Annotated in this window: 29 protein-coding genes; 18 read left to right on the top strand and 11 right to left on the bottom strand. The window is 75.5% G+C overall.

Annotated elements, in window-relative coordinates:
- Positions 1-66 precede the first annotated feature (66 nt).
- On the top strand, positions 67-861 hold the full coding sequence (locus BLT39_RS15930; protein WP_091065643.1) for a lysophospholipid acyltransferase family protein: 795 nt from the start codon (positions 67-69) through the stop codon (positions 859-861).
- Here the strand turns inward: BLT39_RS15930 and BLT39_RS15925 are convergent.
- The 3 genes from BLT39_RS15925 to BLT39_RS15915 are packed head-to-tail and all read right to left on the bottom strand — an operon-like array spanning position 833 to position 3,994.
- The gene (locus BLT39_RS15925; RefSeq protein ID WP_091065639.1) at positions 833-2,464 is read right to left on the bottom strand and encodes an ABC-F family ATP-binding cassette domain-containing protein; all 1,632 of its coding nucleotides are present in this window, start codon (positions 2,462-2,464) and stop codon (positions 833-835) included. The genes BLT39_RS15930 and BLT39_RS15925 overlap by 29 nt on opposite strands.
- Positions 2,461-3,480: an adenylate/guanylate cyclase domain-containing protein gene (locus BLT39_RS15920; protein WP_091065634.1), complete on the bottom strand. Its 1,020-nt coding sequence runs from the start codon at positions 3,478-3,480 to the stop codon at positions 2,461-2,463. Before BLT39_RS15920 ends, BLT39_RS15925 begins: the two co-directional genes overlap by 4 nt.
- 55 nt (positions 3,481-3,535) lie before the next feature.
- Positions 3,536-3,994: a universal stress protein gene (locus BLT39_RS15915; RefSeq protein ID WP_091065631.1), complete on the bottom strand. Its 459-nt coding sequence runs from the start codon at positions 3,992-3,994 to the stop codon at positions 3,536-3,538.
- An 86-nt stretch (positions 3,995-4,080) separates the two neighbouring features.
- Between BLT39_RS15915 and BLT39_RS15910 the strand changes: the two genes are divergently transcribed.
- From BLT39_RS15910 to BLT39_RS15875, 8 genes are all read left to right on the top strand, one after another.
- Positions 4,081-5,067, top strand: a complete 987-nt coding sequence (locus BLT39_RS15910; protein ID WP_341349872.1) for an ABC transporter ATP-binding protein — start codon at positions 4,081-4,083, stop codon at positions 5,065-5,067.
- Positions 5,064-5,852, top strand: a complete 789-nt coding sequence (locus BLT39_RS15905) for an ABC transporter permease (RefSeq protein WP_091065627.1) — start codon at positions 5,064-5,066, stop codon at positions 5,850-5,852. The genes BLT39_RS15910 and BLT39_RS15905 overlap by 4 nt, the downstream gene beginning before the upstream one ends.
- A 72-nt stretch (positions 5,853-5,924) precedes the next feature.
- Positions 5,925-6,776, top strand: coding sequence for an ankyrin repeat domain-containing protein (locus tag BLT39_RS15900; RefSeq protein ID WP_091065624.1), 852 nt, complete (start codon positions 5,925-5,927; stop codon positions 6,774-6,776).
- A gap of 151 nt (positions 6,777-6,927) precedes the next feature.
- The gene (locus tag BLT39_RS15895; protein WP_242658472.1) at positions 6,928-10,761 is read left to right on the top strand and encodes a multifunctional oxoglutarate decarboxylase/oxoglutarate dehydrogenase thiamine pyrophosphate-binding subunit/dihydrolipoyllysine-residue succinyltransferase subunit; all 3,834 of its coding nucleotides are present in this window, start codon (positions 6,928-6,930) and stop codon (positions 10,759-10,761) included.
- Between the two features lie 6 nt (positions 10,762-10,767).
- Positions 10,768-10,956 carry a DUF6104 family protein gene (locus BLT39_RS15890; protein ID WP_091065618.1) on the top strand — a complete coding sequence of 63 codons (189 nt, stop codon included), beginning with the start codon at positions 10,768-10,770 and terminating at the stop codon, positions 10,954-10,956.
- Positions 10,957-10,982: 26 nt separating this feature from the next.
- Complete coding sequence (locus BLT39_RS15885; protein WP_091065614.1) at positions 10,983-12,314, top strand: MFS transporter; 1,332 nt, start codon at positions 10,983-10,985, stop codon at positions 12,312-12,314.
- Positions 12,301-13,755, top strand: a complete 1,455-nt coding sequence (locus tag BLT39_RS15880; RefSeq protein WP_091065611.1) for a pyridoxal phosphate-dependent decarboxylase family protein — start codon at positions 12,301-12,303, stop codon at positions 13,753-13,755. The genes BLT39_RS15885 and BLT39_RS15880 overlap by 14 nt, the downstream gene beginning before the upstream one ends.
- Positions 13,756-13,847: 92 nt before the next feature.
- Positions 13,848-14,552 (top strand): metal-dependent hydrolase, encoded by a 705-nt coding sequence (locus tag BLT39_RS15875; protein WP_091065606.1) that lies wholly within the window; start codon positions 13,848-13,850, stop codon positions 14,550-14,552.
- Positions 14,553-14,555: 3 nt separating this feature from the next.
- Here the strand turns inward: BLT39_RS15875 and BLT39_RS15870 are convergent, their stop codons facing one another.
- Both BLT39_RS15870 and BLT39_RS15865 read right to left on the bottom strand, forming a co-directional pair.
- A complete protein-coding gene (locus BLT39_RS15870; RefSeq protein ID WP_091065604.1) occupies positions 14,556-15,731 on the bottom strand; it encodes an NAD(P)-dependent malic enzyme in 1,176 nt (391 codons plus the stop codon).
- 63 nt (positions 15,732-15,794) lie between these two features.
- Complete coding sequence (locus tag BLT39_RS15865; protein WP_242658471.1) at positions 15,795-16,160, bottom strand: S26 family signal peptidase; 366 nt, start codon at positions 16,158-16,160, stop codon at positions 15,795-15,797.
- Between the two features lie 52 nt (positions 16,161-16,212).
- Between BLT39_RS15865 and sodN the strand changes: the two genes are divergently transcribed.
- The 5 genes from sodN (at position 16,213) to BLT39_RS15840 (ending at position 19,436) form a co-directional block, all read left to right on the top strand.
- Positions 16,213-16,617 carry a superoxide dismutase, Ni gene (sodN, locus tag BLT39_RS15860; RefSeq protein ID WP_091065598.1) on the top strand — a complete coding sequence of 135 codons (405 nt, stop codon included), beginning with the start codon at positions 16,213-16,215 and terminating at the stop codon, positions 16,615-16,617.
- A gap of 77 nt (positions 16,618-16,694) precedes the next feature.
- Positions 16,695-17,378: a phosphatidylserine decarboxylase gene (locus BLT39_RS15855; protein ID WP_091065594.1), complete on the top strand. Its 684-nt coding sequence runs from the start codon at positions 16,695-16,697 to the stop codon at positions 17,376-17,378.
- Entirely contained in the window at positions 17,375-18,181 is an 807-nt protein-coding gene (gene pssA / locus BLT39_RS15850) for a CDP-diacylglycerol--serine O-phosphatidyltransferase (protein ID WP_091065591.1), read from the top strand. Before BLT39_RS15855 ends, pssA begins: the two co-directional genes overlap by 4 nt.
- The gene (locus tag BLT39_RS15845; protein WP_091065587.1) at positions 18,178-18,660 is read left to right on the top strand and encodes a GNAT family N-acetyltransferase; all 483 of its coding nucleotides are present in this window, start codon (positions 18,178-18,180) and stop codon (positions 18,658-18,660) included. The genes pssA and BLT39_RS15845 overlap by 4 nt, the downstream gene beginning before the upstream one ends.
- Entirely contained in the window at positions 18,657-19,436 is a 780-nt protein-coding gene (locus BLT39_RS15840) for an HAD-IIA family hydrolase (RefSeq protein WP_091065584.1), read from the top strand. Before BLT39_RS15845 ends, BLT39_RS15840 begins: the two co-directional genes overlap by 4 nt.
- A 3-nt stretch (positions 19,437-19,439) precedes the next feature.
- On the opposite strand, the gene BLT39_RS22525 is transcribed toward BLT39_RS15840, so the two are convergent.
- Positions 19,440-19,916, bottom strand: a complete 477-nt coding sequence (locus BLT39_RS22525; protein ID WP_165640292.1) for a hypothetical protein — start codon at positions 19,914-19,916, stop codon at positions 19,440-19,442.
- Positions 19,917-19,985: 69 nt separating this feature from the next.
- Between BLT39_RS22525 and BLT39_RS15830 the strand changes: the two genes are divergently transcribed.
- The gene (locus BLT39_RS15830) at positions 19,986-20,960 is read left to right on the top strand and encodes a diacylglycerol/lipid kinase family protein (RefSeq protein WP_091065580.1); all 975 of its coding nucleotides are present in this window, start codon (positions 19,986-19,988) and stop codon (positions 20,958-20,960) included.
- 312 nt (positions 20,961-21,272) lie between these two features.
- A complete protein-coding gene (locus tag BLT39_RS15825) occupies positions 21,273-21,524 on the top strand; it encodes a WhiB family transcriptional regulator (protein ID WP_091065577.1) in 252 nt (83 codons plus the stop codon).
- Positions 21,525-21,593: 69 nt separating this feature from the next.
- Here BLT39_RS15825 and BLT39_RS15820 read toward each other — a convergent pair whose 3' ends face one another.
- Genes BLT39_RS15820 through BLT39_RS15810 form a run of 3 tightly spaced genes read right to left on the bottom strand, consistent with a single transcriptional unit; the run spans position 21,594 to position 24,421 of the window.
- Positions 21,594-23,084, bottom strand: coding sequence for a sensor histidine kinase (locus BLT39_RS15820; protein WP_091065574.1), 1,491 nt, complete (start codon positions 23,082-23,084; stop codon positions 21,594-21,596).
- Between the two features lie 8 nt (positions 23,085-23,092).
- Complete coding sequence (locus BLT39_RS15815; protein WP_091065570.1) at positions 23,093-23,353, bottom strand: biotin/lipoyl-binding carrier protein; 261 nt, start codon at positions 23,351-23,353, stop codon at positions 23,093-23,095.
- 36 nt (positions 23,354-23,389) lie between these two features.
- Positions 23,390-24,421, bottom strand: a complete 1,032-nt coding sequence (locus BLT39_RS15810; protein ID WP_091065567.1) for a biotin carboxylase N-terminal domain-containing protein — start codon at positions 24,419-24,421, stop codon at positions 23,390-23,392.
- A gap of 165 nt (positions 24,422-24,586) precedes the next feature.
- On the opposite strand from BLT39_RS15810, the gene BLT39_RS23530 reads away from it, so the two are divergent.
- Positions 24,587-24,661: a 50S ribosomal protein bL37 gene (locus BLT39_RS23530; RefSeq protein WP_369299104.1), complete on the top strand. Its 75-nt coding sequence runs from the start codon at positions 24,587-24,589 to the stop codon at positions 24,659-24,661.
- Positions 24,662-24,706: 45 nt separating this feature from the next.
- Here the strand turns inward: BLT39_RS23530 and rsrA are convergent, their stop codons facing one another.
- Positions 24,707-25,033, bottom strand: coding sequence for a mycothiol system anti-sigma-R factor (gene rsrA / locus BLT39_RS15805; protein WP_207508051.1), 327 nt, complete (start codon positions 25,031-25,033; stop codon positions 24,707-24,709).
- On the bottom strand, positions 25,030-25,725 hold the full coding sequence (locus tag BLT39_RS15800; protein WP_278246999.1) for a sigma-70 family RNA polymerase sigma factor: 696 nt from the start codon (positions 25,723-25,725) through the stop codon (positions 25,030-25,032). The genes rsrA and BLT39_RS15800 overlap by 4 nt, the downstream gene beginning before the upstream one ends.
- A 204-nt stretch (positions 25,726-25,929) precedes the next feature.
- Between BLT39_RS15800 and ybaK the strand changes: the two genes are divergently transcribed.
- A complete protein-coding gene (ybaK, locus tag BLT39_RS15795) occupies positions 25,930-26,406 on the top strand; it encodes a Cys-tRNA(Pro) deacylase (protein ID WP_091065561.1) in 477 nt (158 codons plus the stop codon).
- The last annotated feature ends 1 nt before the right edge of the window (position 26,407 follow it).

Genomic DNA, 26,407 nt, shown 5'->3' with positions numbered 1-26,407 from the left:
CGACGGACGTGTCGTGGTGGGCCCGGCGACACCTGGGCGACACCTGGGGGCCCGACCGTTGCGCGCATGAGCACCGGCCCCTGCTCGACCGACTGCCTCGCCGACGTCGTCCCCACGGCGCCGGCCGGGCTGCGCCGGCGCCGCGCCGCGGCCCTGGCCGTCGCGCTGGCCCGCGCGTCGGCCCGCCCCCCGGCCGGGGACGGCCGCCGGCACGCCGTCTGCACCGCCGCCCGGCTGCTGACCGCGGCCGGCGTCCGGGTGTCCGTGCTGCCCCCGGTGACCGCGTGGCCGACCGGACCGCGGCTCGTCGTGGCCAACCGGGTGTCCTGGGTGGACGACCTGGCGCTGCGCACGGCCGTCGCCGCCGTCCCCGTGGCCGACGGCACGGTGTGGCCGGGGCTGCCCACCGTCCCGGCCGACCTGGTCGGTGCCGCGCTCGCCGCCGGCCGCAGCGTGCTGGTCCGCCCCGAGGCGGCCGCCAGCTGCGGCACCGAGCTCGGCCGCTTCGACCCCGCGGCGCTGCAGCCGGCGGTCGAGGCCGGTGTGCCGGTCTGCCCCGTCGCCGTCCGGGCCCGGCTCGCCGGCCGGCCGACGACGGCCACCGCGCAGCTGCCCGGGGAGTCCTGGTGGTCCAGCGCCGCGCGGGTGCTGGGCGCGGTGGACCTGGTGCTCGAGGTGCACGCGCTGCCGGCCATCGACCCCCGCGGCGGCACCGCGGCCGAGGTGGCCGCGCTCGCCGAGTACGCCGTCGCCGGGTTGCTGGAGGCCGACCCGCCGCGGCCGGTCAGCCACCCGCGCCGGCCGCGCACGCACGCCGCGGCCGCCGCACCGGTCAGCCCTCGGACACCCGCCCCCCGCTGACCACCAGCCGGCGGGTGACCGCCACGGTGTCCAGCATCCGGCGGTCGTGGGTGACCAGCAGCAGCGTCCCGGCGTAGTCGGCCAGCGCCTGCTCGAGCTGCTCGATGGCCGGCAGGTCGAGGTGGTTGGTCGGCTCGTCGAGCACCAGCACGTTCACCCCGCGGGCCTGCAGCAGCGCCAGGGCCGCCCGCGTGCGCTCCCCCGGGCTCAGCGACCCGGCCGGGCGCAGCACGTGGTCGGCGCGCAGGCCGAACTTGGCCAGCAGCGTGCGCACCTCGGCGTCGGGCAGGTCGGGCACCTCGGCACCGAACGCGGCGGCCAGCGGTGCGTCGCCGAGGAAGCTGCGCCGGGCCTGGTCCACCTCGCCCAGCGCCACGCCCGAGCCCAGCGACGCCGAGCCCTCGGCCAGGGCCGCCCGGCCCAGCAGCGCCGCCAGCAGGGTGGACTTGCCGGCCCCGTTCGCGCCGGTGATGGCCACCCGGTCGCCCCAGTCGACCTGCAGGTCCACCGGGCCCAGGGTGAAGTCCCCCTGCCGGACGACGGCGCCGCGCAGGGTGGCGACGACGGCACCGGCGCGGGGCGCGGCGGCGATGCCCATCCGCAGCTCCCACTCCTTGCGCGGCTCCTCCACCACGTCCAGCCGCTCGATCATCCGCTGGGTCTGCCGGGCCTTGGCCGCCTGCTTCTCCGAGGACGCCCGCTGAGCGGCCCTGATGTGCTTGTCGCCGTCCTTGCTCTTCTTGATCGAGTCGCGGACGCCCTTGGCCATCCAGTTCTTCTGCATCCGGGCCCGTGCCTCCAGCGAGGCCTTGGTCCCGGCGTACTCCTCGTACTCCTCCCGGGCGTGCCGGCGGTCGACCTCCCGCTCGGTCAGGTAGGCCTCGTAGCCGCCGTCGTGCACCCGGACCAGCTGCTGGGCCAGGTCCAGCTCCACCACCCGGGTCACCGTGCGGGCCAGGAACTCGCGGTCGTGGCTGACCAGGACCACGCCGGTGCGCAGGCCCGCCACGAAGGACTCCAGCTGGTCGAGCCCGGCCAGGTCCAGGTCGTTGGTGGGCTCGTCGAGCAGCAGCACGTCGTAGCGGGACAGCAGCAGCGCGGCCAGGCCCACCCGCGCCGCCTGCCCCCCGGACAGGCCGGTCATCGGCGCGTCCGGGGCGACCCCCGGCGCCACCGACGCCAGCACCTCCCCGGCCCGCTCGTCCAGGTCGGCCCCGCCCAGGGCCAGCCAGCGCTCCAGGGCGTCGGCGTAGCCGTCGTCGGGCTCGCCCGCGGTGAGCGCGACCAGCGCGGCGTCCATGGCCGCCTGCGCCTCGGCGACGCCGGTGCGGCGGGCCAGCGCGCCCAGCACGGTCTCGCCCGCGCGGCGCTCGTGCTCCTGCGGCAGGTAGCCGACCGTGGCCGTGGGCGGGGACAGCACGACCCCGCCCTGCTCGGCGGGCAGCAGGCCGGCGAGGGTGCGCAGCAGCGTGGACTTGCCCGCCCCGTTGACCCCGACCAGCCCGACGACGTCCCCCGGCGCCACCACCAGGTCGAGGTCGGCGAACAGGACCTTGGTGCCGTGCCCGGCGGCCAGCCCGCGGGCGACCAGAGTTGCGCTCACGTGGGAGGAGTGTCCAGGACGTCGTCGGTGAGCTCGTCGAGGAAGTCCTCGAAGGGGCCGGTGTCCTCGCCGGGGACGGGGACGCCGGGACGGCGGCGGACCAGCCAGGGCTGCAGGTGGTCGTAGCCGCGCACCGACACCCGGCGCAGCGGCCGCACCCGGTAGGCGCGCCTCCCGCGCAGCAGCCGGGCCAGCTCCTGGTCCACCAGCAGCGTGCCCGGCCGGGCCAGCGAGGTCAGCCGGCTGGCCAGGTTGACCACCGGGGAGTAGACGTCGCCCAGCCGGGTCAGCACCGCGCCGAACGCCGCACCGGTGCGCAGCGGCGGGCGGTCCTCGGCGGCCCACTCCTCGGGCAGCCGCAGGCCGATCTCGACCGCGTCGACCGCCGAGGCGCAGGTGAACAGCACCCCGTCGCCGACGGTCTTCACGACCCGGCCGTGGTGGCGGGCGACCAGGTCGGCGGCCAGGCCCTCGAAGTCCTCGACCATCGCGCCGAGCTCGCGGCCGCCCATGCCCCGGCTGCGCGAGGTGTAGCCGACCAGGTCGGCGAACCCGACGGCGAGCTCGCGCCGGTCGGCCGCGGTGTCGGGCCCGGCGGCCAGCAGCCGCTCGGCGTTGGCGGCCAGGTGCCGGCGCCAGACGTAGTCCTGGACCTCGCGCATCAGCGGCAGCAGGGTCTGCGCCGCCGCCACCGCGTCGACCGGGTCGTCGGGGTGCTCGCGCAGCAGCGCGGCCAGCATGTCGGTCTGCCAGTCGGCCAGCCGGGACAGCGACTGGCCCATGGCCCGGGCGATGGAGGCCTCGGTGGCCAGGTCCACGAACCCGGAGTCGATCAGCCGGCCCAGGGTCTGCAGCGCCTCGACGTCGGCGTCGGTGAAGACCGCCTCGTCGTCCCCCACGTCGGCGAACCCGAGCGCCCGCCACAGCCGTTGGGTGCGCTCCGGGTCCACCCCCGAGCGCCGCGCCACCTCCCGCCGGGTCCACCGGCGGGGCCCGCCCAGCAGCAGCCGGTCCATCGCCTCCCGGGCGTCGGGGACGGCGTCGGCGGGTTCGCTCAGCGCGGCTCCCCGGTCAGTCCGTGGTGTGCACGACGAGGACGTCGACCGCCGAGCGGCGGGTGGCGTCGGCGGGCACCGAGCCCAGCAGCCGGCCCTTGATGCCGTTGAGCCCGCGGTTGCCCACCACGAGCAGGTCGGCGGACTCGCGGCGCACGACATCCAGCAGCGCCTCCACCGGCGACCCGACGACGGCGACGGTGCGCACCTGGCCGGCCCCGGAGGCGGTGGCCCGCTCGTGCGCGGTGCGCACGGTCTCCTCGGCCGGGGAGGACCCCATCACCTGGTACGCCTCGTCCTTGAGCACCTCGGTGGCACCGCGGATCTCGCGGTCGTCGGGCTCGGTCGGCAGGTAGGCGCAGGCGATCACCAGGGTGGCGCCGCAGGCACCCGCGAGAGCGCCGGCCCGGGCCACCGCGCGCAGCGAGGACTCCGAGCCGTCGGTGCCGACGACGACGGTGCGGTAGGCAGTCACGGGGCGGAACCTAGCGGACGCACCGGCGGCCCGCGCGGCAGGTGTGTCGGGAGGTAACAGGAACGCGCCGGTACCGGTGCGTGCGGTTGGATGGGCGCCGACGCGGGGGGACCGAGCGAGGAGGCGTCATCAGCAGCGAGGCAGCAACCGCCGAGGGCCGCGTCGAGGTCCGCGACCTCACCAAGACCTTCGGGTCGGTCACCGCCGTGGACTCCCTGAGCTTCACCGTCGAACCCGGGCAGGTCACCGGGTTCCTCGGCCCCAACGGCGCGGGCAAGACCACCACGCTCCGGATGGCGCTCGGGCTGATCACCCCCGACCGCGGCACGGCGACCATCGGCGGCACCCCCTACGCCGCGCTCCCCCGGCCGGCCACCCGGGTCGGCGCGGTGCTGGAGACCGCCTTCCACCCCGGGCGCAGCGGCCGCGACCACCTGCGCGTCTACTGCCGCGCCGCGGGGCTGCCCACCCGCCGGGCCGACGACGTCCTGGCCCAGGTCGGGCTCACCCCGGCCGGCGGGCGCCGGGCCGGCGGGTACTCCCTCGGCATGCGGCAGCGGCTGGGCCTGGCCACGGCCCTGCTCGGCGACCCCCGGGTGCTGGTCCTCGACGAGCCGGCCAACGGCCTGGACCCCGAGGGCATCCAGTGGCTGCGCGGGTTCCTCCGCCACCTCGCCCACGACCAGGGCCGCACGGTGCTGGTGTCCTCGCACCTGCTCGCCGAGGTCGAGCAGACCGCCGACCGGGTGGTGATCGTGGGTGCGGGCAAGCTGGTCCGCGAGGGCAGCCTGGCCGAGCTGCGGGACGAGTCCGCGGGCACCGTGCTGGTGCGCACCCCGGCCTCCGCGCAGCTCGCCGCGGCGCTGACCGGCGCCGGCGCGGCGGTGGAGTCCACCGCCCCCGACGCCCTCACCGTCACCGGCATGACCACCGAGCAGGTCGGCGCCCACGCCTTCTCCGCCGGTGTGGAGCTGCACGAGCTGCGGGCCCGCACCACCGGGCTCGAGGAGGTGTACTTCCGGCTCACCAGCGGCGCCGAGCAGTACGCCGCGACCGGTGGGGGCGCCTCGTGAACGCCGCCGTCGACCTCGTCCGCGCGGAGTGGACCAAGCTGCTGACCACCAAGGTCGGCTACTGGCTGGTGGCGGTCGGGGCGCTGATGGCCGCCGGGTTCACCGCCCTGTTCACCGCCTTCGCCGGCGACCAGGGCAGCGGCCCGGGCGGGCCCGGCGGACCCGGGCTCCCCGCGGTCGGGACCGAGGCCTACGCGTCGCTGGTGGCCGGCATCCCCGCCCAGGTGGTGGTCATCGCCGTCGTGCTCGGCGTCATCGGGACCACCCAGGAGTACCGGCACCGCACCGCCACGCCGACCTTCCTGGTCACCCCCCGGCGGGGCCGGGTCGTGGTGGCCAAGCTGGTCGCCTACGCCGTCGCCGGGCTGGTGCTCGCCGTCGCCGCGGTCGCGGCCACGGTGCTGGTGGCCACCCTCTACGGCGGCGCGCGGGGCGGCGCACCGGACTGGACCGCCGACGCCGTGGGCACGCTGCTGCGCTCGGGCCTGGCGCTGGTGGTCTACGCCGTCATCGGGGTCGGCGTGGGCGCGCTGGTGCGCAACCAGGTCGGCGCCGTCGTGGGTGCACTGGTCTACCTGTTCGTCGTCGAGCCGATCGTCGCGAGCGTCCCGGCCACCGCCGACGCCTACCGCTGGCTGCCCGGCGGCGCGCTGGCCGCGCTGACCGGCGACGGCCGCGGGACCGATCTCCTGGGCACCTGGGAGGGCGGGGCGCTCCTGCTCGGATACGGTCTGCTCGCCGCCGTGCTGGGCACCGTCCTGGCCGTGCGCCGCGACGTGGTCTGACCGCCGTCCGACCGCACCGGCCCCGACCGCCCGCCCGAGACACCTCACCGACGAGCGAACGAGGTCCCCGCGATGCCCGAGCAGACACCCCCCAGCGGCCCGAGCACCGGCGAGCTGCGCGCCCTGCGGATGACCGCCCAGCGGCTGGCCGGCCTGGTCGCCGCGCGCGACGCCGACGCCGTCGGCGCCGCGGTGCGCGCCCAACCGCGACTGCTGACCACCACCGTCGAGCACGTGGGCGACGACTGGCCGCCGCTGCACCTGGCCGTCGCGACCGGCGACCTGGACCTGGTCGACGTCCTGCTGGCCGCCGGCGCGCCGCTGGAGGCCACCAGCGCGCACGGCCGGACCCCGCTGCACGTGGCGCTGGAGTTCGCCCCGCACCTGGTCGACCCGCTGATGGAGCGCGGCGCCGAGCCCGACGGCGCGGCTGCGGCCTACCTGGGCGACAGCGCGCGGCTGGCGGCGCGGCTGGACTCCGGCGCCTCCGCGGTCCGGGACGACGCGGACGTGTCGCTGCTGGGCTGGGCGGCGCTCGGCGGGTCGGTCGACGCCGTCCGGCTGCTGCTGGACCGCGGCGCCGACCCCGACGACGGTGCCCTGCGGATGGCCGCCGGGGCCGCCCACCCCGAGGTCGTCGCCCTGCTGCTGGACGCCGGCGCCACCGTCGGCCGGCGCGACGCCGACACCGGCCGGACCGCGCTGCACGCCGCCGTCGACGCACCCCCCGGCGACGCCCGGCTCACCGTGGTGCGGGCCCTGCTGGCGGCCGGTGCCGACGTGGAGTCCACCACCTCCGACGGGGCCAGCGCGGTCGACATCGCGCGGGTCGCGGCCGCCCGCGACCGGGCCGGGGACGACGCCCGGTCCGCGGCCCACGACGACCTCGTCGCGCTGCTGGAGAGCGCCGCCGTCGCGCACTGAGCGGCCGCGCGGGTCCCGGGCCGCGGTCCGTGACCCGCACCACGTCGCACGCGCCACCTCGACGACCGCTGCCCCCCGCACGGGCCGGTACAGTCGGCAACCGGTCCAACGACGTCCATCGACGAAGAAGGCACTCGACCCCGTGTCAAGCGTGAACGCATCCCAGCCCTCCCCCACCGCCGCCGCAGCCGGAGGGTTCGGCGCCAACGAGTGGCTCGTCGAGGAGATGTACCAGCAGTACCTCGCCGACCCGGGGAGCGTCGACCAGGCCTGGCACGACTTCTTCGACGACTACAAGCCCGGCGGCGACAACGGCGCTGCCGCCGCCGCCGAGCAGCCGGCCGCCCGGCAGGAGCCCACCGCGGCGGTGCCCGCCGCCCCGGAGCCCGCCACGCAGAAGGCGGCCCCCGCGCAGAAGCCGGCCCCCGCCGAGGCCGAGGCCTCGGCCACCCGCCCGGCGACCACCGCCACCGCGCCGGCCGCGGCGCCGCAGCGGCCGGCCACCCCCGCGCCCGAGCCGAAGGCCACCGCCCCCGTCGTCGCCCAGGCCGCCGCCAAGGCCGCCGACCAGCGCCCGGCCACCAAGCCCGCGCCCGCCGCGAAGCCCGCCGCCAAGGCCGCCGCCGCGGAGGGCCCGCGCACCAGCGTGCTCCGCGGCGCCGCGGCCAGCGTCGTGAAGAACATGAACGCGTCGCTGACCGTGCCCACGGCCACCAGCGTGCGCGCCGTCCCCGCCAAGCTGCTGGTGGACAACCGCATCGTCATCAACAACCACCTGGCCCGCTCCCGCGGCGGCAAGGTCTCCTTCACCCACCTCATCGGCTACGCGCTGGTGCGGGCGCTGGACGACTTCCCCGAGATGAACGCCTCCTTCGCCGAGGTCGACGGCAAGCCCACGCTGGTGCAGCCCGAGCACGTCAACTTCGGCCTGGCCATCGACCTCCCGAAGGCCGACGGCACCCGCTCGCTCGTGGTGGCCAACATCAAGGCCTCCGAGGAGATGGACTTCGCCGCCTTCTGGGGCGCCTACGAGGACGTCATCCGCCGGGCCCGCGGCGGCAAGCTGACCATGGACGACTTCACCGGGACGACGGTCAGCCTGACCAACCCCGGCACGGTCGGCACCAACCACTCCGTGCCCCGGCTGACCACCGGCCAGGGCACCATCGTCGGCGTCGGGGCCATGGACTACCCGGCCGAGTTCCAGGGGATGAGCCCCGAGACGCTCACCGACCTGGCGGTCGCCAAGACCATCACGCTGACCTCGACCTACGACCACCGGATCATCCAGGGCGCGCAGTCGGGTGACTTCCTGCGCCGGCTGCACGGGCTGCTGCTGGGCGAGGACGGCTTCTACGACGGCGTGTTCGCCTCGCTGCGGATCCCCTACGAGCCGGTCCGCTGGGTCCCCGACGTCACCGTCCGGCACGAGGGCCAGATCGACAAGGGCGCCCGGGTCGTCGAGCTCATCGAGGCCTACCGGCGCAACGGCCACCTCATGGCCGACACCGACCCGCTGGAGTTCAAGGTCCGCACCCACCCGGACCTGGACATCACCCAGCACGGCCTGACGCTGTGGGACCTCGACCGGCAGTTCCCGGTCGGCGGGTTCGCCGGCGAGAAGGTGATGCCGCTGCGCGACGTCCTCGGCGTGCTGCGCAACTCCTACTGCCGCACGGTCGGCGTCGAGTACATGCACATCACCGACCCCGAGGAGCGCGAGTGGCTCCAGCAGCGCATCGAGGTCAAGCACGACACACCTGACCGCGACAAGCAGAAGCACGTGCTGGCCCGGCTGAACGCCGCCGAGGCCTTCGAGACCTTCCTGCAGACCAAGTACGTCGGGCAGAAGCGCTTCTCCCTCGAGGGCGGCGAGTCGGTCATCCCGCTGCTGGACGAGGTGCTCGTGGCCTCCACCGAGCACGAGCTCGACGAGGTCGCCATCGGCATGCCGCACCGCGGCCGGCTCAACGTGCTGGCCAACGTGCTGCAGAAGCCCTACGCGAAGATCTTCGGCGAGTTCGAGGGCAACATCGACCCGGGCACCGTGCAGGGCTCGGGCGACGTGAAGTACCACCTGGGCGCCACCGGGCACTTCCAGCACCCCTCCCGCGACGCCGGCATCACCGTCTCGCTGACCTCCAACCCCAGCCACCTGGAGGCGGTCAACCCCGTCCTCGAGGGCATCGTGCGGGCCAAGCAGGACATCCTGGACAAGGGCGAGCGGGGCTTCACCGTGCTGCCGGTCCTGCTGCACGGCGACAGCGCGTTCGCCGGCCAGGGCGTGGTCGCCGAGACCCTCAACCTGTCGCAGCTGCGCGGGTACCGCACCGGCGGCACGGTGCACGTGGTCGTGAACAACCAGGTCGGCTTCACCACCAGCCCGGCCGCGGCCCGCTCGAGCCTGTACTCCACCGACGTCGCGCGGATGATCGGCGCGCCGGTCTTCCACGTCAACGGCGACGACCCCGAGGCCTGCGTGCGGGTGGCCCGGCTGGCCGTGGACTACCGGCAGGCGTTCCGCAAGGACGTCGTCATCGACATGGTCTGCTACCGCCGCCGGGGCCACAACGAGGGCGACGACCCCTCGATGACCCAGCCGCTGATGTACGACATCATCGACCGCAAGCGCTCGGTCCGGAAGCTGTACACCGAGGCGCTGGTCGGCCGGGGCGACATCACCCTGGCCGAGGCCGAGGAGGCGCTGAAGGACTACCGCGGGCAGCTCGAGCGGGCCTTCGCCGAGACCCACGACGCGCAGGACTCCTCCAAGCAGGTGCGCCCGGTCGACCAGCGGCCCTCCGAGTCGGCCACCACCGCGATCACCCGCGAGGTGCTCAAGGCCGTCGGCGACGCCCACGTCTCCCTGCCGCAGGGCTTCACCGCCCACCCCAAGCTGCAGAAGATGCTCGAGCGGCGCGCGGCGATGGTCAGCGAGGGCGGCATCGACTGGGCGATGGGCGAGCTGCTGGCCTTCGGGTCGCTGCTCATGCAGGGCGTCCCGGTGCGGCTGGCCGGCCAGGACTCCCGCCGCGGCACGTTCGTGCAGCGGCACTCGGTGCTCATCGACCGGGAGACCGCGGCCGAGTACACCCCGATCGCGAACCTGTCCGAGGACCAGGCCCGGTTCTTCGTCTACGACTCCCTGCTCAGCGAGTACGCGGCGGTCGGCTTCGAGTACGGCTACTCCGTGGCCCGCCCCGACGCCCTGGTGCTGTGGGAGGCGCAGTTCGGCGACTTCGTCGACGGCGCCCAGCTGATCATCGACGAGTTCATCTCCTCGGGCGAGGCCAAGTGGGGCCAGCGCTCGGGCGTGGTGCTGCTGCTGCCGCACGGCCTGGAGGGCCAGGGCCCCGACCACTCCAGCGGTCGGCCCGAGCGGTTCCTGCAGCTGTGCGCGGAGAACAACATGACCGTCGCCAACTGCTCGACCCCGGCGAACTACTTCCACCTGCTGCGCCGCCAGGCGCTGTCGGACACCCACCGCCCGCTGGTGGTCTTCACGCCCAAGTCGCTGCTGCGCGCCAAGGCCGCGGTCAGCCCGGTGGAGGACTTCATCGACGAGCGGTTCCGGCCGGTCCTGGGCGACCCGGGCGTCGGCGGCGAGCCGCTGGACGACGCCGCCGTGCGCCGGGTGCTGCTGTGCAGCGGCAAGGTCGCCTACGACCTGCTCGCCGCCCGCGAGGCCGAGGGCAGCGACGACGTCGCCGTCCTGCGGGTCGAGCAGCTCTACCCGCTGCCCACCGGCGAGCTGGTGCAGGCCCTCGAGCGCTACCCGAACGCCGCCGAGGTGGTCTGGGTGCAGGAGGAGCCGGCGAACATGGGCGCCTGGCAGTTCATGGCGGTCAACCTGCCCGCCGACCTCCCGGCCGGGAAGACGCTGTCCGTCGTCAGCCGCAAGGCCTCGGCCAGCCCGGCCGTCGGCTCGGCCAAGGTGCACGAGGCCGAGCAGAAGGACCTGGTCGCCCGCGCCCTCGCCCGGTAGCGCCCGGTGTACTTCACCGACCGCGGCATCGAGGAGCTGGTCACCCGCCGGGGCGAGGAGGAGGTCTCCCTCGCCTGGCTGGGTGACCAGCTGCAGGCCTTCGTCGACGAGTTCCCCGACTTCGAGGTGCCCGTCGAGCGGCTGGCCACGTGGCTGGCCCGTGGCGGCACGGGCGACGACGACGAGGACGAGTAGCCGCCGAGCAGGCTAGGTTGCCCGCCGTGGCCACCTCCACCCGCAGCGCACCCGGCCTCGGGCGGGGCGTGCACCTGGGCTACGCCGCGGGGTCGATCGGGACGGCGGCCTTCGGCACCGTGCCCGGTCTGCTGCTGCTGTTCTACCTGACCGACGAGCTCGGCGTCGGCGCCGGCCTGGCCGGGCTGGTGGTGTTCGCGCCCAAGGCGTGGGACGTGCTGCTGAACCCGTGGATCGGTGCCCGCTCGGACGCCACGGTGCACCGCTGGGGTCCGCGCCGGCCGTGGATGCTGGCCGGCGGGCTGGCCCTGCCGGTGCTGTTCGTGCTGGTCTTCGCCGGGCCCTCCGGCGCCGGGGCGGCGGCCTGGGTGGCGGTCACCTTCCTGCTGGCGGCCACCGCCTACGGCTGCTTCCAGGTGCCCTACGTGGCCCAGCCCGCCGAGATCACCGCCGACCCGGCGGAGCGGTCGACGCTGATGTCCTGGCGGGTGGCCGCGCTCGCCCTGGGCATCCTGCTGGCCGGTGCCGGGGCGCCCGCGGTGGTCGACCTGGCCGGCGGCGGGCGCACCGGGTACCTGGCGATGGCCTGCTCCGTCGCCGTCCTGCTGGCCGGGGGGATGCTCGGCGCGGTGGTGGGCACCCGGCGGGCGCCGACGCTGACCCGGGTGACCAGCGAGGGCAGGCTGCTGGCGACGCTGCGGGTCGCCGCGCGGGTGCGGCCCTTCCGGCTGCTGCTGACCGGGTTCGTCGTCCAGGCCCTCGGCGTCGGCACCATGCTGGCCGGCGTGCCGTACTACGCCCGGCAGGTGCTGGGCGACCCGACGGCCGGGACGCTGCTGTTCGCCGCGCTGGTCGGGCCGGCGATCCTGGTCATGCCGCTGTGGCTGCGGGTGGCCCGCCGGGCGGGCAAGCGGACGGGCCTGCTGGCGTCCTCGGCGCTGTTCGTGGTCGGCGCCGCCGCGCTGGCCCTCGGCGCCCCCGGCCGCACCACGCTCGTGCTGGCGCTGGTGGTGCTGGTGGGCGTCGGCTACGCCGGCATGCAGATGTTCCCGCTGGCGATGCTGCCCGACGTGGTCGCCGCCGACGAGGCTGCGTCGGGCCGGCGGCGGGCCGGGGTGTTCACCGGCGTCTGGACCGCCGCCGAGACCCTCGGGCTCGCGATCGGCCCCGGGCTGCTCGGCCTCCTGCTCTCCCTCGCCGGCTACCGGTCATCCACGGGGGACGCCGTGGCCCAGACCCCTGCTGCCGACACCACCGTCCTGCTGGGCTTCAGCCTGCTCCCCGCCCTGCTGGTGCTGGCCTCGCTGCCGGTGCTGGCCCGCTACCGGCTCGCGGAGGCCGCCGATGACCCCCGATGAGGTACTGGCCGAGCTCACCGCGCTGACGGCGGGCGACGTCCCCACCCACGGCGGGGCCACCATGGCCTACGTCTACGACTCCGGCCTGGCCGAGGTGGACCGGCTGGCCGCCGAGGCGCAGGCGGCCTTCCAGTGGACCAACGCGCTGGACCCGACCGCCTTCCCCAGCGTCGCCCGGATCGAGGACGACCTGGTCGGGGCCGCCGCGGCGCTGCTGGGCGGCGGTCCGGGGACGGTCGGCACGGTGACGTCGGGCGGCACGGAGAGCTGCCTGCTGGCGGTGCTCGCGGCCCGCTCGCGCTGGCGGGCCGCCCACCCGGAGGACCACTGCCGGCCGCAGCTGCTGCTGCCGGTGACCGCGCACGCCGCCTTCCGCAAGGCCGCGCACCTGTTCGACCTGGCCGTCGTCGACGTCGGTGTGGACCCGGTCAGCTGCCGGGTCCGCCCGGACGACGTCGCCGCACTGCTCACCGACCGGACGGCGCTGGTGGTGGTCAGCGCGCCGTCCTACCCGCACGGCGTGCTCGACCCGGTGGCCGAGATCGCGGCGCTGTCCGCAGCCGCCGGGGTGCCCTGCCACGTCGACGCCTGCATCGGCGGCTGGCTGCTCCCCCACCTCGACGCCGGCCCCTTCGACCTGTCGGTGCCCGGCGTCAGCAGCCTGTCGGTGGACCTGCACAAGTACGGCTACGCCCCCAAGGGCGTCTCGGTCCTGCTGACGGCCGACCCGGAGCTGCGGCAGGGCCACTGGTTCGCCACCGCGGGGTGGCCGGGCTACCCGGTGGTCAACCCGACCCTGGCCGGCACCCGCCTGGCCGGGCCGATGGCCGCGGCGTGGGCGGTGCACCGGTGGCTGGGCACCGAGGGCTACGCACGGCTGGCCCGCGAGGCCAGGACGGCGACCGAGCAGCTGGTGGCCGGGTTGGCCGCCGTCCCCGGGGTCGTGGTGGTCGGAGAGCCGGTGACCACGCTGGTGGCGCTGGCCGGCACCGACGGGCTGGACGTGCTGCACCTGGCCGACGAGATGACCGCCCGCGGCTGGCTGCTGCAGCCCCAGCCGCCGTTCACCCAGCCCGACGGCTCCCGGTTGCCGGCCACCCTGCACCTGACCGTCACCGCGGCCACCGCCGGCCGGGTGCCGGCGCTGCTGGCCGACCTCGCCGACGCCGCCCGTGCCGCCGCGCAGCTGCCCGCCCCAGCGCCCGACCCGGGCCTGGTCGCGGCCGCCGCCGACCTCGACCCGGCCGCGCTCACCGTCGCCGAGGTGGACGGCCTGCTGGCCTTCGCCGGCCTGGACGGCGGCCCGCTCCCCGAGCGGATGGCCCCGGTGCACGCCCTGGTCGCCGCCCTCCCGAGGCCGGTCGCCGAGCGCCTGCTGGCCGGCGTCCTGGACCGCGTCTACCGCCCCACCCAGCCCGTTCCGCCCCCGCCCCCTCGGTGATCATGGGGTCGGTGCCGGTCGGCGCGCGGGGCAGCGGCGTGTCACCGGACCACAACCCCATGATCACCGGGTGCTGAGCTGACCATGGGTAGGTGCTCGGTCACTCCCACGCCCTGTCCGGGCTCGCCGTCGGCGCGGCCACCCTGCCCGTCGCCCCGGTCTCCGGCACGGTCGCCCAGCTCAGCTGGGTGGCCGCGGTCGGGGGCATGGCGATGCTGCCCGACCTGGACCAGCGCGGGTCGACCATCTCCCGGATGTGGGGCCCGCTGACCGAGGTGCCCGCGGGCCTGGTCGGGAAGCTGTCGGGCGGGCACCGGCACGGCACGCACGACGCCGTCCTCGCCCCGCTGGCCCTCGGCGGCCTCGCCCTCGCCGCCGCGCAGGCAGCCTGGTCCGCGCTGCTGCTGCTCGCGCTGGCCATCGGGCTGGGGCTGCGCGCGCTGCACGTCGTCATCCCCGGCCGGTTCGAGGAGACCGTGGTCGGCAACCTGGTGCTGTCCTGGGGCGGGGCCTGGCTGCTGCTCGCGCACAGCCCCGGCCCGGACTGGCTGCCGTGGGCGGTGGGCCTGGGCGTGCTGGTGCACATCGCCGGGGACTTCCTGACCTGCGGCGGGGTGCCGGTGCCCCTGGTCTGGCTGGCCCGCCCCCGGGCGACGGTGGCCTTCTCGCCGATGCAGACCGGCGGCTTCACCGAGAAGGTGCTGCTGGTGCCGGCCTTCGTGGTGGCCACGCTGGTGCTGCTGTGGCTGAACCTGCCGGCGGCGGCGGTCCTGCAGGGGCTCACCGCCGCCGGCTGATCCTCAGCCCCGGACGACGCCCTCCGCGCGCGCGGCGTCGGCCACCGCGGCGGCGACGGCCTCGGCGACCCGGCGGTCCAGCGGCGAGGGCACGATGCACTCCGGCGTGAGGTCCTCGCCCACCACCCCGGCGATGGCGGTCGCGGCGGCCAGCTTCATGCCCTCGGTGATCGCGGTCGCGCCGGCGTCGATGGCCCCGCGGAACACCCCGGGGAAGGCCAGCACGTTGTTGATCTGGTTGGGCAGGTCGCTGCGCCCGGTCGCCACCACGGCGGCGTACTTCGCCGCCATCTGCGGGTCGACCTCCGGGGTCGGGTTGGCCAGGGAGAACACGATGCACCCCGGGGCCATCGCCGCGATCGCCTCCTCGGGCACCGAGCCGCCGGACAGGCCCAGGTAGACGTCGGCGCCGGAGAGCGCGTCGGCCATCGACCCGGTGCGCCCGGTCGGGTTGGTGTGCTCCACCAGCCACTGCTTGGTGCCGGTGAGCCCCTCCCGCCCGGCGTGCAGCAGGCCCTGGGAGTCCGCGACCGCGATCTCGCCGATGCCCGCCTCCAGCAGGATCTTCGTGCACGCCACCCCGGCCGCCCCGGCGCCGGAGACCACCACGCGCAGGTCGCCCAGCGTGCGGCCGGTCACCGTGGCGGCGTTGCGCAGCGCCGCGAGCACCACGATCGCCGTCCCGTGCTGGTCGTCGTGCATGACCGGGATCTGCAGGGCCTCCTTGAGCCGGGCCTCGATCTCGAAGCAGCGCGGGGCGCTGATGTCCTCGAGGTTGATCCCGCCGAAGGACGGCGCGATGGCCCGCACCGCCGCCACGACCTCGTCGGGGTCGGTGGTGGAGAGCACGACCGGCACCGAGTCCAGGCCGCCGAACTCCCGGAACAGGCAGGCCTTGCCCTCCATCACCGGCAGCGCGGCGGCCGGGCCGATGTCGCCCAGGCCGAGGACGGCAGTGCCGTCGGAGACCACCGCGACCACGCGCGGCGCCCAGGTGTAGCGGCGGGCGAGCTCGGGCTCGGCGGCGATGGCGCTGGAGACGCGGGCTACACCCGGGGTGTACGTGAGGGCGAGGTCCGCGATGGACGTGATCGCGCCCTTGGTCTGCACCGACAGCTTGCCGCCCTCGTGCACCGCGAAGGCGGGGTCGTCGGCGAAGCGGTCGGTGGAGCCGGTCATGACACTCTCCGTTGAGCTCATGGACACCGGAGCGTAGGGCAGCCCGGGCGGGCCCGAACCGGCTCAGGGACGTGATCTGGGCAACCTGCCCGGCCGCGGCCAGAGCCGCAGCAGGACCCGCCCGACCACCGTGGCCGGCCCGAAGGCCCGGCTGTCGTCGGCGACGAACGGGCTGTCGCCCTCGACCCACCAGCCGCCCTCCACCTCGCGGACCACCCGCTTGACCACCAGCAGCTCGGGCCGGGCAGGGAACCGCGCGAGCACCACGTCCCCGGGGTGTGCGCGGTCGGCGCGGGCCACCAGCAGCCGGTCGCCGTGCTTGACCGTGGGCGACATCGACGGCCCGCTGACCCGGGCCAACGCCCAGCGCGAGGGCAGCGCGGGCACCCCGCCCACCGGCCCTCGTCCCGACATGTCGCCCCTGATCACCGCGAGTAGGGTCGCAGACGACCCACTCCCACGATCTTTGCGAGGACATCCCATGCGGCTCACCCGCCTGTTCTCCGCCGTGGAGGCCACCGCGCACTGCGACCTCCCCTGCGGCGTGTACGACCCCGCCCAGGCCCGCATCGAGGCCGAGTCGGTGAAGGCCCTGCAGGAGAAGTACCAGGGCAGCGACGACGAGGTCTTCAAGACGCGTGCGCTGATCATCAAGGAGCAGCGCGCCGACCTGGTCAAGCACCACCTGTGGGTGCTGTGGACCGACTACTTCAAGCCCCCGCACTTCGAGAAGTACCCGCAGCTGCACGAGCTGTTCAACAAGGCCACCAAGCAGGCCGGTGCCTCCGGCGCCAAGCAGTCGGTCGACCCCGCCGAGGGCCAGAAGCTGCTGGACTACATCGCCGAGATCGACAAGATCTTCTGGGAGACGAAGGCCGCCGCCTGACGGTGCACCACCCCCGACGCCGGGTCGTCCCTTCGGGGTCGGCCCGGCGTCGTCGTGCCCGGTAGCCTCGGGCCACGATGCGCATCGACCGGGCCGGCTGGCCCTTCATCACCGGCCCCCTGGCCCCCGCCGTGGCGCTCGGCCTCCTCGGCCGCCTGACCGGGCGGCGTGCGCCCCGGGCGGCCGCCTGGCCCCTGCTCGGCCTGTCGGCCTACATGGCGCTGTTCTTCCGCGACCCGCAGCGGGCCTGCGACACCGCCCCGCCCGGCCCGGACGACGTGCTGTCCCCCGCCGACGGCATGGTCATGGTCGCCGGGCCCGCGCAGGACGGCGTGGGCCCCGAGCCGGCACCCGAGGGCGGCTGGCAGCAGGTGAGCATCTTCCTGTCCGTCGTCGACGTGCACGTCAACCGCTCGCCCTACCGCGGCACGGTGACCAGCACCAGCTACACCCCCGGCAGCTTCCTGGCCGCCTACCGGGCCGAGAGCGCGCACCGCAACGAGCGCAGCGAGATCTGGCTGGCCGACGGCGACCGCACCGTGGTGTTCCGGCAGCTGGTCGGCGTGCTGGCCCGCCGGATCGTCACCCGCACCTCCGCGGGCGCTCAGCTGGCCACCGGCGAGCGGATGGGGCTGATGAAGTTCGGCTCCCGGATGGACGTCTTCCTGCCCGCCGACGCCACCCTCGTGGTGCGCAAGGGCCAGCGCGTGCGGGGCGGGGAGAGCGTGATCGCCCGCTTCGGCCCGGGGAGCCGGTCGTGACCCGACCGGCCAACCGGCGCAACCAGACCGTGGAGTTCGTCCGGGCCTCCTCCCGGCGCGGGCGCAGCCGCGCGCGGTCCTGGCTGCCCAGCCTGTTCACGCTGGGGAACATGCTCTGCGGCTTCGCCGCGATCCTGGTCTCCTTCCGCGGCCAGTACGGCCTGGCCTGCGTGCTCATCGGCGCCTCGGTGGTCCTGGACATCGCCGACGGCGCGGTCGCCCGGCTGGTCGGCGCGGTCTCGCCGTTCGGCCTGCAGTTCGACTCCCTGGCCGACCTGGTCTCCTTCGGCCTGGCCCCGTCGCTGCTGACCTTCGCGCTGTTCTCCGCCGGCCGCGACGGCTTCGACCCGCTGGGCTGGATCGCCTGCTTCATCTGGGTGGCCTGCGCGGCCATCCGGCTGGCCCGCTTCAACGTCACCATCGACCCGACAGCCGACAAGCGCTTCTTCGTCGGCCTGCCCTCCCCCGGCGCGGCCGGGGTGGTGATGGCCAGCGTGTTCGCCTTCTCCGACGTCCTCGAGGGCCGGGACCGGCTGTGGGTGCTGCTGGTGGTCGTCGTCCCGGGGCTGCTGATGGTCTCCAACATCCGCTGGCGGTCCTTCCGGTCGCTGGTGAGCCCGAAGAGCCGCCGTCCCTACGGCCTGGTCACCGCCGCCGTGCTGATCATCGTGGGGCTGGCCACCGTGCCGGTGCTGACGTTCTGCCTGGTCGCCTACGGCTACCTGTTCTCCCCGCTGCTCGTGCCGCTGGTCTCCCCGCTGGGCCGGCTGGTCCCCGCCCGGGCCAAGGAGCTGCTGTCGTGATCCGCCCGGTCACCCCCGCGGACGTCGACGCCGTGGTCGCGCTGGTCCGCGAGCTCGCCGACTACGAGAAGAGCCTCGACGAGGCGCGGATGACCCGGGAGCAGCTGCACGACGCGCTGTTCGGGCCGGCGCCGGCGCTGTTCGGCCACGTGGCCTGCGACGCCGGGGGCACCGTCGTCGGGTTCGCGCTGTGGTTCCGCAACTTCTCCACCTGGCGCGGCACCCACGGGGTGTACCTCGAGGACCTCTACGTCTCCCCCGCGCACCGCGGCACGGGCCTGGGCCGCGAGCTGCTGCGCACCCTGGCCGCGATCTGCGTCGAGCGCGGCTACGCCCGGCTGGAGTGGTCGGTGCTGGACTGGAACACCCCGTCCATCGAGTTCTACCGGGCCGCCGGTGCCCGTCCGCAGGAGGGCTGGTCGGTCTTCCGGCTGACCGACGCGGCCCTCGCGCAGTTCGCCCAGGAGAGGACGAGATGACCGACCGCGGGCCCAGCGAGTGCTGGCTGACCGACATGGACGGCGTGCTGGTGCACGAGGGACAGGCGCTGCCCGGCGCCGCGGACTTCCTGCAGCGGCTGGTCGACCGCGAGCGCCGCTTCCTGGTGCTCACCAACAACTCGATCTTCACCCCGCGCGACCTCGCCGCCCGGCTGCAGCGCTCCAGTCTGCACGTGCCCGAGGAGGCCATCTGGACCTCGGCGCTGGCCACCGCGGACTTCCTGGCCGCGCAGCTGCCCGGCGGCTCGGCCTACGTCATCGGGGAGGCGGGGCTGACCACCGCGCTGCACGAGGCCGGCTACACCATCACCGACACCGAGCCCGACTACGTGGTGCTCGGGGAGACCCGCACCTACAGCTTCGAGGCCATCACCCGGGCCATCCGGCTGGTCGAGGACGGCGCCCGGTTCATCGCCACCAACCCCGACGCCACCGGCCCCTCGGCCGAGGGCTCCCTGCCGGCCACCGGCTCGGTCGCGGCGCTGATCACCAAGGCCACCGGGGCCGAGCCCTACTTCGTCGGCAAGCCCAACCCGATGATGTTCCGCTCGGCGCTCAACCGGATCGACGGGCACTCCGAGTCCACCACGATGGTCGGCGACCGCATGGACACCGACATCGTCGCGGGCATCGAGGCCGGCCTGGACACCGTGCTGGTGCTCACCGGCTCCACCCGGGCCGAGGACGTCACCCGGTTCCCCTTCCGGCCCGGCCGGGTCGTGGACTCCATCGCCGACGTCATCGACCTGGTCTGACGGTCACCTCTCCGTGTAGGCCAGCCGGGCCTCGGGGGTGGCCAGGAACCACAGCACGCCGGCCACGCAGGCCAGCAGGGCCACCCCCGCCACCGGCTGCCCGCCGCCGAAGGCGGTGACGTAGCCGAGCAGGCCCAGCAGCAGCTGCAGGACGACGACCGGGCCGCGCGCCCAGCCGGCGACCCGGTGCAGGCCGACCGCACCCGCCGCGAGCGCGGCCGCGCCGATCAGCACGTAGACGACCTCGGCCAACGCCCGGCCGGTGCTGTCGGGGCTGCCGGTGAGGGTCAGCCAGAGCACCGTGCCGGCCACGCCCACCAGCCCCAGGGCCTCGACCCCGACCAGCAGCGCGGCCAGCCGCAGGGAGCGCGGGGCCCGTGCGGTGCGGCGCGGGGCGGCCGGTGCGGTGCGCGAGGCGGATCCGCCGAGCAGCCGCTCGGCCCAGCCGCGCCGACCGGGGTGCTCGGGTCCTGCTGCCACGGTCCCGAGGCTACGTGGACCGCGGAGCGGACGACGGGGCCGCCCGCCCCGCTGGCTACTGTCGAGGTCGTGCGCGCACTCCTGGTGACCAACCCGGCGGCGACGACCACCACCGCCAAGGTGCGCGAGGTGCTCGTCCGCGCACTGTCCACCGACCTCAAGGTCGACGTCGCCGAGACCACCCACCGCGGCCACGCCCGGGAGCTGGGCCGGCAGGCCGCCGTCGACGGCGTCGACGTCGTGGTCACCCTGGGCGGGGACGGCACGGTGAACGAGACCGTGGACGGGTTGCTGGCCGACGGGCCGGGCGCGCACGTGCCCACCCTGGCCGTCGTCCCCGGCGGGTCGACCAACGTCTTCTCCCGGGCCCTGGGGCGCTCCCGCGACCCGGTCGAGGCCACCGCGGAGATCCTGGACTCGCTGCGCGCCGGCCGCACCCGGCGGGTGTCGCTGGGCACCGCCAGCGCGCTGGTCGACACCGGCACCGACATCGCCTGGGGCCCGGGCTGGACCCCGCCGCGGTGGTTCGTGTTCTCCGCCGGGCTCGGCTTCGACGCCGAGGTCATCCGCCTCGTGGAGGAGCAGCGCGCCCGCGGCCGCCGGTCCAGCGGGCGGCTCTACGTGCGCGCCGGCTTCCGCACCTTCCTGCTCGGCCACGACCGCCGGCACCCCTCGATGACGCTGCGGGTGCCCGGTGAGCAACCGCTGGAGCGGCTGTTCCTGTGCCTGGTGTCCAACGTCAACCCCTGGACCTACCTCGGCGACCGGCCGATCGTGCCGAGCCCGGAGGCCGGGTTCGAGAACGGGCTGGCGGCCTTCGCCATGGGCCGGCTCGGCCCGCTGGCCATGCTGCGCCACCTGCGCGCCACGATGGCCGAGCGCCCGGACGCCCGGGGCCGCGGCGTGCACCGGCTGCACGACCGCGCGGAGCTGGAGATCACCTCGACCAGGCCGCTGGAGTGGCAGCTGGACGGCGACCACCTGGGGCCCGCGACCGGGCTGCGGGTGCGCAGCGTGCCCTCGGCGCTCGACGTCGTCGTCTGAGCGGTTCCCCACCGGGTCGCCAGGTCGCTGCCAGCTACCCCCGGGAGGGTGACGGGGACCCGGTCACCCGCAACGGTGGCGGTTCTGCTAGGAGCGTGGTGAGGTTGCTCATACGGGGCGACGGCAGGCGGGTGAACCGCTTGACAGACCCTCAGCGCGTGAAACGATCGACCACGAACGCAACCCGCTGGTAACACCAGCGTGCGGGGTGCCGCCGACACCGGACAAGGACGACGTCGGCAGACCAGGCCCGGTCGCCGACCGGGCCACGGGTGCGGGCACACCGTAGACGACACCGAGGAGCACACCGACATGGACTGGCGCCACCGCGCCCTCTGCCGGGACGAAGACCCCGAGCTCTTCTTCCCCATCGGGACCACCGGGCCCGCGGTCACCCAGATCGAGCAGGCCAAGGCCGTGTGCCAGCGCTGCCCGGTCGTGCAGTCCTGCCTCGAGTGGGCGCTGACCTCGGGTCAGGACTCCGGTGTCTGGGGCGGGCTGAGCGAGGACGAGCGCCGCGCGCTCAAGCGCCGCACCCAGCGCGCCCGCGTCCGCACCGCCTGACGCCGCACGGCACCACCGGGAGCCGGTCACCTCGTCCGAGGTGACCGGCTCCCGTCGTCGGTGGGCCCGTCAGCGGCGGGCGCGGCCGGCCCCGGGCAGCGTGAGGACGGCGACCGTCCCCGGTCCGGTGTCCGGCGCGGTGATCTCCAGCCGGCCGTGCAGCTCGCTGGTGACCAGGGTGCGCACGATCTGCAGGCCCAGCCCCTTGCTGGCCCGCACGTCGAAGCCCGGTGGCAGGCCGCTGCCGTCGTCGGCGATGGTCACCAGCAGGTCGTGGCCGTCGCGCCGGGCGGTGAGCTCGACCCGGCCGGGCACCCCCTCGGGGAAGGCGTGCTCGACGGCGTTGTGCAGCAGCTCGGTCACCGCCATCACCAACGGGGTGGCGCTGGCCGCCGGGAGCTCGCCGAAGCGGCCCACCCGGGTGATTCGCGCGGCCGGCCCGACCGACGCCACGTCGCCGAGCATGGGCAGCACCTGGTCCAGCACGTCGTCGACGTCCACGACGTCCTCGCGGCTGCCGGCCAGGGTGTCGTGCACGACGGCGATCGAGGCGACCCGCCGCACCGACTCCAGCAGCGCCTCGCGGGCCGCCGGCTCGGACACCCGGCGGGCCTGCAGCCGCAGCAGCGCGGCCACCGTCTGCAGGTTGTTCTTCACCCGGTGGTGGATCTCCCGGATGGTGGCGTCCTTGGTCATCAGCGCCCGGTCGCGGCGGCGCACGTCGGTGACGTCGCGGACCAGCACCAGCGCGCCGTGCTCGCCGCCGGGGGCCTGCAGGGGCAGCGCACGCACCAGCAGGGTGGCCGCCTCGCCCTCGACGTCGAGCGGGTCGGGGAACCGGCCGGACACGGCGGCGGAGATGTGCGCGGCCACCACCTCGCCGGTGACCCGGTCGGTGGCCGCCCGCCGGGTCAGCTCGGCCAGGTCGGCCCCGACGACGTCACCGGTCAGGCCCATCCGGCGGTAGGCCGACAACGCGTTCGGGCTGGCGTAGACCGCCCGGCCGGCGCCGTCCAGCCGCACCAGCCCGTCGCCCACCCGGGGGCTCATCTCGGCGTCCTCGAGCATCCGGGGCGGGAAGGTCCCGGCCGAGACCATCGCGCCGAGCTCGGCGGCGATGTCGAGGTAGGTCAGCTCCAGCTGCGACGGCGGCCGGGTGGCCGACAGCCGGCGGTCCCGCGCCAGGACGGCGACGACGGCGCCCTCGTGGCGGACCGGGAGCACCTCCCGGCTGCGCGGGGCGTTGCCGGTGCCGTCGGGCTCCTCGACCACCGGCTCGCCGCCCTGGTGCACCTGCACGAAGGAGGCGGCGTCGGCGCCGGTCAGCTCGACGCCGACCAGGTCCTCGGGCTGCGTGGTGGGCGCGGTGAGCGGGCGGACCTGCGCCACGCACCACCAGGCGCCACCGGCCAGCGGCACCCACAGGGTGAGGTCGGCGAAGGACAGGTCGGCCAGCAGCTGCCAGTCGGCCACCAGCCGGCGGGCGTGGTCGGCCTGGGAGGGGCTGACCGCGGGGGCGCGCGAGAGCCGGTCGGACAGGCTGCTGCGCGGCTGGGTCACGGGCTGCGTCAGCTGGTGACGGTGGCGATGAGGTCGCCCTCCTGGAGGACCTCGCCCTCCACGACGTGCAGCTCGGCGACGGTGCCCGCGCGCTCGGTGAGCACCGGGATCTCCATCTTCATCGACTCCAGGATGACCAGCGTGTCGCCGGCGGCCACCTCTGCGCCGGGGGCCACCAGGACCTTCCAGACGCTGGAGACCATCTCGGCGTGGATCTCCTCGACCGCCACCGGCGCTCCTCCTCCTGCTGAACGGTTGACGGTGGTCATCCAACCACCTCGCCCCTGCCCGGGCCGGGCCCGCGGTCAGCCGGCGGCGAGGCGGTGAAGCACCTGGCAGACGGCCGCCCCGTCGTGCGGCACACCGGTCTCGGGCAGCCCGGTGAGGACGTCGGCGGCGCGGCCGGCCGCGGTGGCCAGGTCCGGCCCGCCGGCGCTGACCGTGGCCAGCAGCGCGTCGTACCAGCCGTCGAGGCGGTCCCCCGGTGCGTAGCCGCCGACCGCGCGGACGTCGGCCCCGGCGGGCCCGTCGACGTCGGGCAGCCGGCCGCTCACCCGGCCCGCCGTCCCCGGCGGCAGGGTGGCCCGCAGCTGCGCGGCGAGCGCGGGGCGGGGGGCCGGCCGCGGCTCGGGGCCCAGCCGCCCGGTGGCGCAGCGCAGCGCGAGGTCGACGGCGTCCACGCCGTGGGCCCGCTCCAGCACGCCCAGGTCCAGGGAGAAGCCCGCGGCCACCTCGGCCAGCTCGCCGTCGGGGTCGATGCCCACCGTGACCGGGCCCCGCCACCCCAGGTCGGGGAGCCGCTGCGCCGCCCGCGGCAGCACCGGTCCGCCGTCGCCGGGCCAGCCGGGCGGGGTCCAGGAGACCCGGGCGGTGCCGGCGTCGCGGTCGCGCCGCACCGGCGTCACGTGCCGCAGGCCACCGGGGGTGACCACGGCCAGGAAGCCCTGCGCGCTCGCCGGCTCCACGCCGTCGCCGCCGAGCCGCTCCAGCACGGCCGCCGGCGGACCCACCCAGGTGAGCCCGACCTTGACCACCGTCGCGGCCAGCTCGGCGTTGCCGGCCAGCGCCGGGGGGACGGCGAGCACCGCGTCCACGCCGCTGCGGCGGGCCGCCTCCACCAGCCGCGGGACCGACAGGTAGGACTCCGCGGCCGGCGACGGGCCCAGCAGCACCGCCTCGTCGGCGAGCCGGACGTGCCGGGCCCCGGCCTCGCTGGAGGAGTGCACGGCCACGGTCTTCACGCCCAGCGCCCCGGCGGCGCGGATGACGCCGCAGGCCACCGGTCCGCGCCCGGCGACCAGCACGCTGCCGATGCCGGTCCCGCCCGTGTCGGCCACGTCTCCCCCGTCCCGGCGCGCCCCCCGCGCCGTCCTGTCGACCCTGCCACGACCGGGCGCACCGTGCCCGCCGCGGCGCGGCGGGCAGGCCGCTGCCCGGTCGTGAGACCCTGGACGGCCGGGGCCCGAGGAGCTCGGACCCGGCACGAGGAGAGGAGGGCAGCGATGTCCAAGCGTGGACGCAAGCGGCGCGCCCGCAAGAAGAACGGCGCCAACCACGGCAAGCGGCCCAACGCCTGAGCCGCGCGGCGCGGGCCCTGCCGGGCCCGCGCCGTAGCCCGCCGGTCAGTCGGCGGTGCGCTCCACGGTCACCCGCTCGACCGAGACGGTCGTGCCGTCCTCCTCGAACGACACCTGGGTCAGCTGCAGCTTGATCCGGTCCTTGAGACCCATCGGCGTGGGGTCACCGCCGCAGCGGCGCCGGACCAGCGCCTTGAACTCCTGCTCGATGCCGAACTCGCGCAGGCACGGAGCGCACTCGTCGAGGTGCTCAGCGATCACCGCGCGGCGCTCGTCGCCGGTCTCGTGGTCCAGGAACTCGAACACGTGGCTGAGCACGTCGTCGCAGCTGCTGATCTGCACGTCGCTGCGCTCGCTGGGTGCGTCGGTCACGACGTCCCCTCCTCTCCGGCCCCGGCACGGGCGAACCCGCGCTCCCGGGCGTAGTCGGCGAGCAGCTTCTGCAGCCCGCGCCGACCGCGGTGCAGCCGGGACATCACCGTGCCGATGGGCGTACCCATGATCTCGGCGATCTCCTTGTAGGCGAAGCCCTCGACGTCGGCGAGGTACACCGCCAGCCGGAAGTCCTCCGGCAGCTGCTGCAGCGCTTCCTTGATGTCGGTGTCGGGGAGGTGGTCCAGGGCCTCCATCTCCGCCGACCGCAGACCGCTGGAGCTGTGCTCCTCGGCGGCGAACAGCTGCCAGTCCTGCACCTGGTCGGTCGGGTACTGCTGCGGCTGCCGCTGCTTCTTGCGGTAGTTGTTGATATAGGTGTTGGTCAGGATCCGGTACAGCCAGGCCTTGAGGTTGGTGCCCTCGGCGAACTGGTGGAAGGCCGAGTAGGCCTTCACGAACGTCTCCTGCACCAGGTCCTCGGCGTCGGCCGGGTTCCGGGTCATGCGCAGCGCCGCCGGGTACAGCTGGTCCAGGAAGGGCAGGGCGTCGCGCTCGAAGCGGGCGTCGCGCTGGGCGCGCGTCTCGGCCTGCTCGGTGCGGCTGCCGTCGGCGCGGGGCTCGGGGGTCTCCACGACCTGCGGGCCGGCGGTCTGCTGCTCCGGGGTCTGCTGCGTGCTGTCGTCGGGCACCGACCGTCCTCTCTGCGGCGACCGCAGACGGGACACCACGTCGCTCGATGCTAGTCGCGCCGTCGTGGCGCGGCCGGGCGGACGACGGGTCGCCAGGGGCACGGCCGCGCAGGCGCGCGGGCGGGCCCGGGTCGGGACGGCTGCACTGGTCACGGTCCCTGCAGCGCCGCGGCCGCCCGCGTTGTTCCCCCTAGGCTCGGGCACATGGCGGCGACCCCCGCGGTGCGGGTGCTGGAGCGGGCAGGTGTCCGGTTCGAGCTGCGCAGCTACGACGCCGACGACCACGAGGACGGCGTGGGCTACGGCGAGGCCGCGGTGGCGGCGCTCGGCCAGGACCCGGCGACGGTGTTCAAGACGCTGGTGGCCCGGGTGGACGGCGCCCTGGTGGTGGCCGTCGTGCCGGTGTCCGGGCAGCTGGACCTCAAGGCCCTGGCCGCCGCCGTCGGGGGCCGGAAGGCGGCGATGGCCGACCCGGCCGACGCCGAGCGCAGCAGCGGCTACGTGCGCGGCGGGATCAGCCCGCTGGGCCAGCGGAGGGCGCTGCCCACGGTCGTGGACGACTCCGCGCTCGCGCTGGCGACCGTGTGCGTCAGCGGCGGCCGCCGGGGCCTGCAGCTGGAGCTGGCCCCGGGTGACCTGGTGGCGCTGACCCGGGCCCGCACCGCGCCGATCGGGCGGTGAC

The organism is Klenkia brasiliensis (assembly GCF_900100695.1).
Taxonomy (GTDB): Bacteria; Actinomycetota; Actinomycetes; order Mycobacteriales; family Geodermatophilaceae; genus Klenkia; species Klenkia brasiliensis.
Note: the sequence above shows the minus strand (reverse complement) of the source record. Positions and strands in the feature narration are given on the sequence as shown.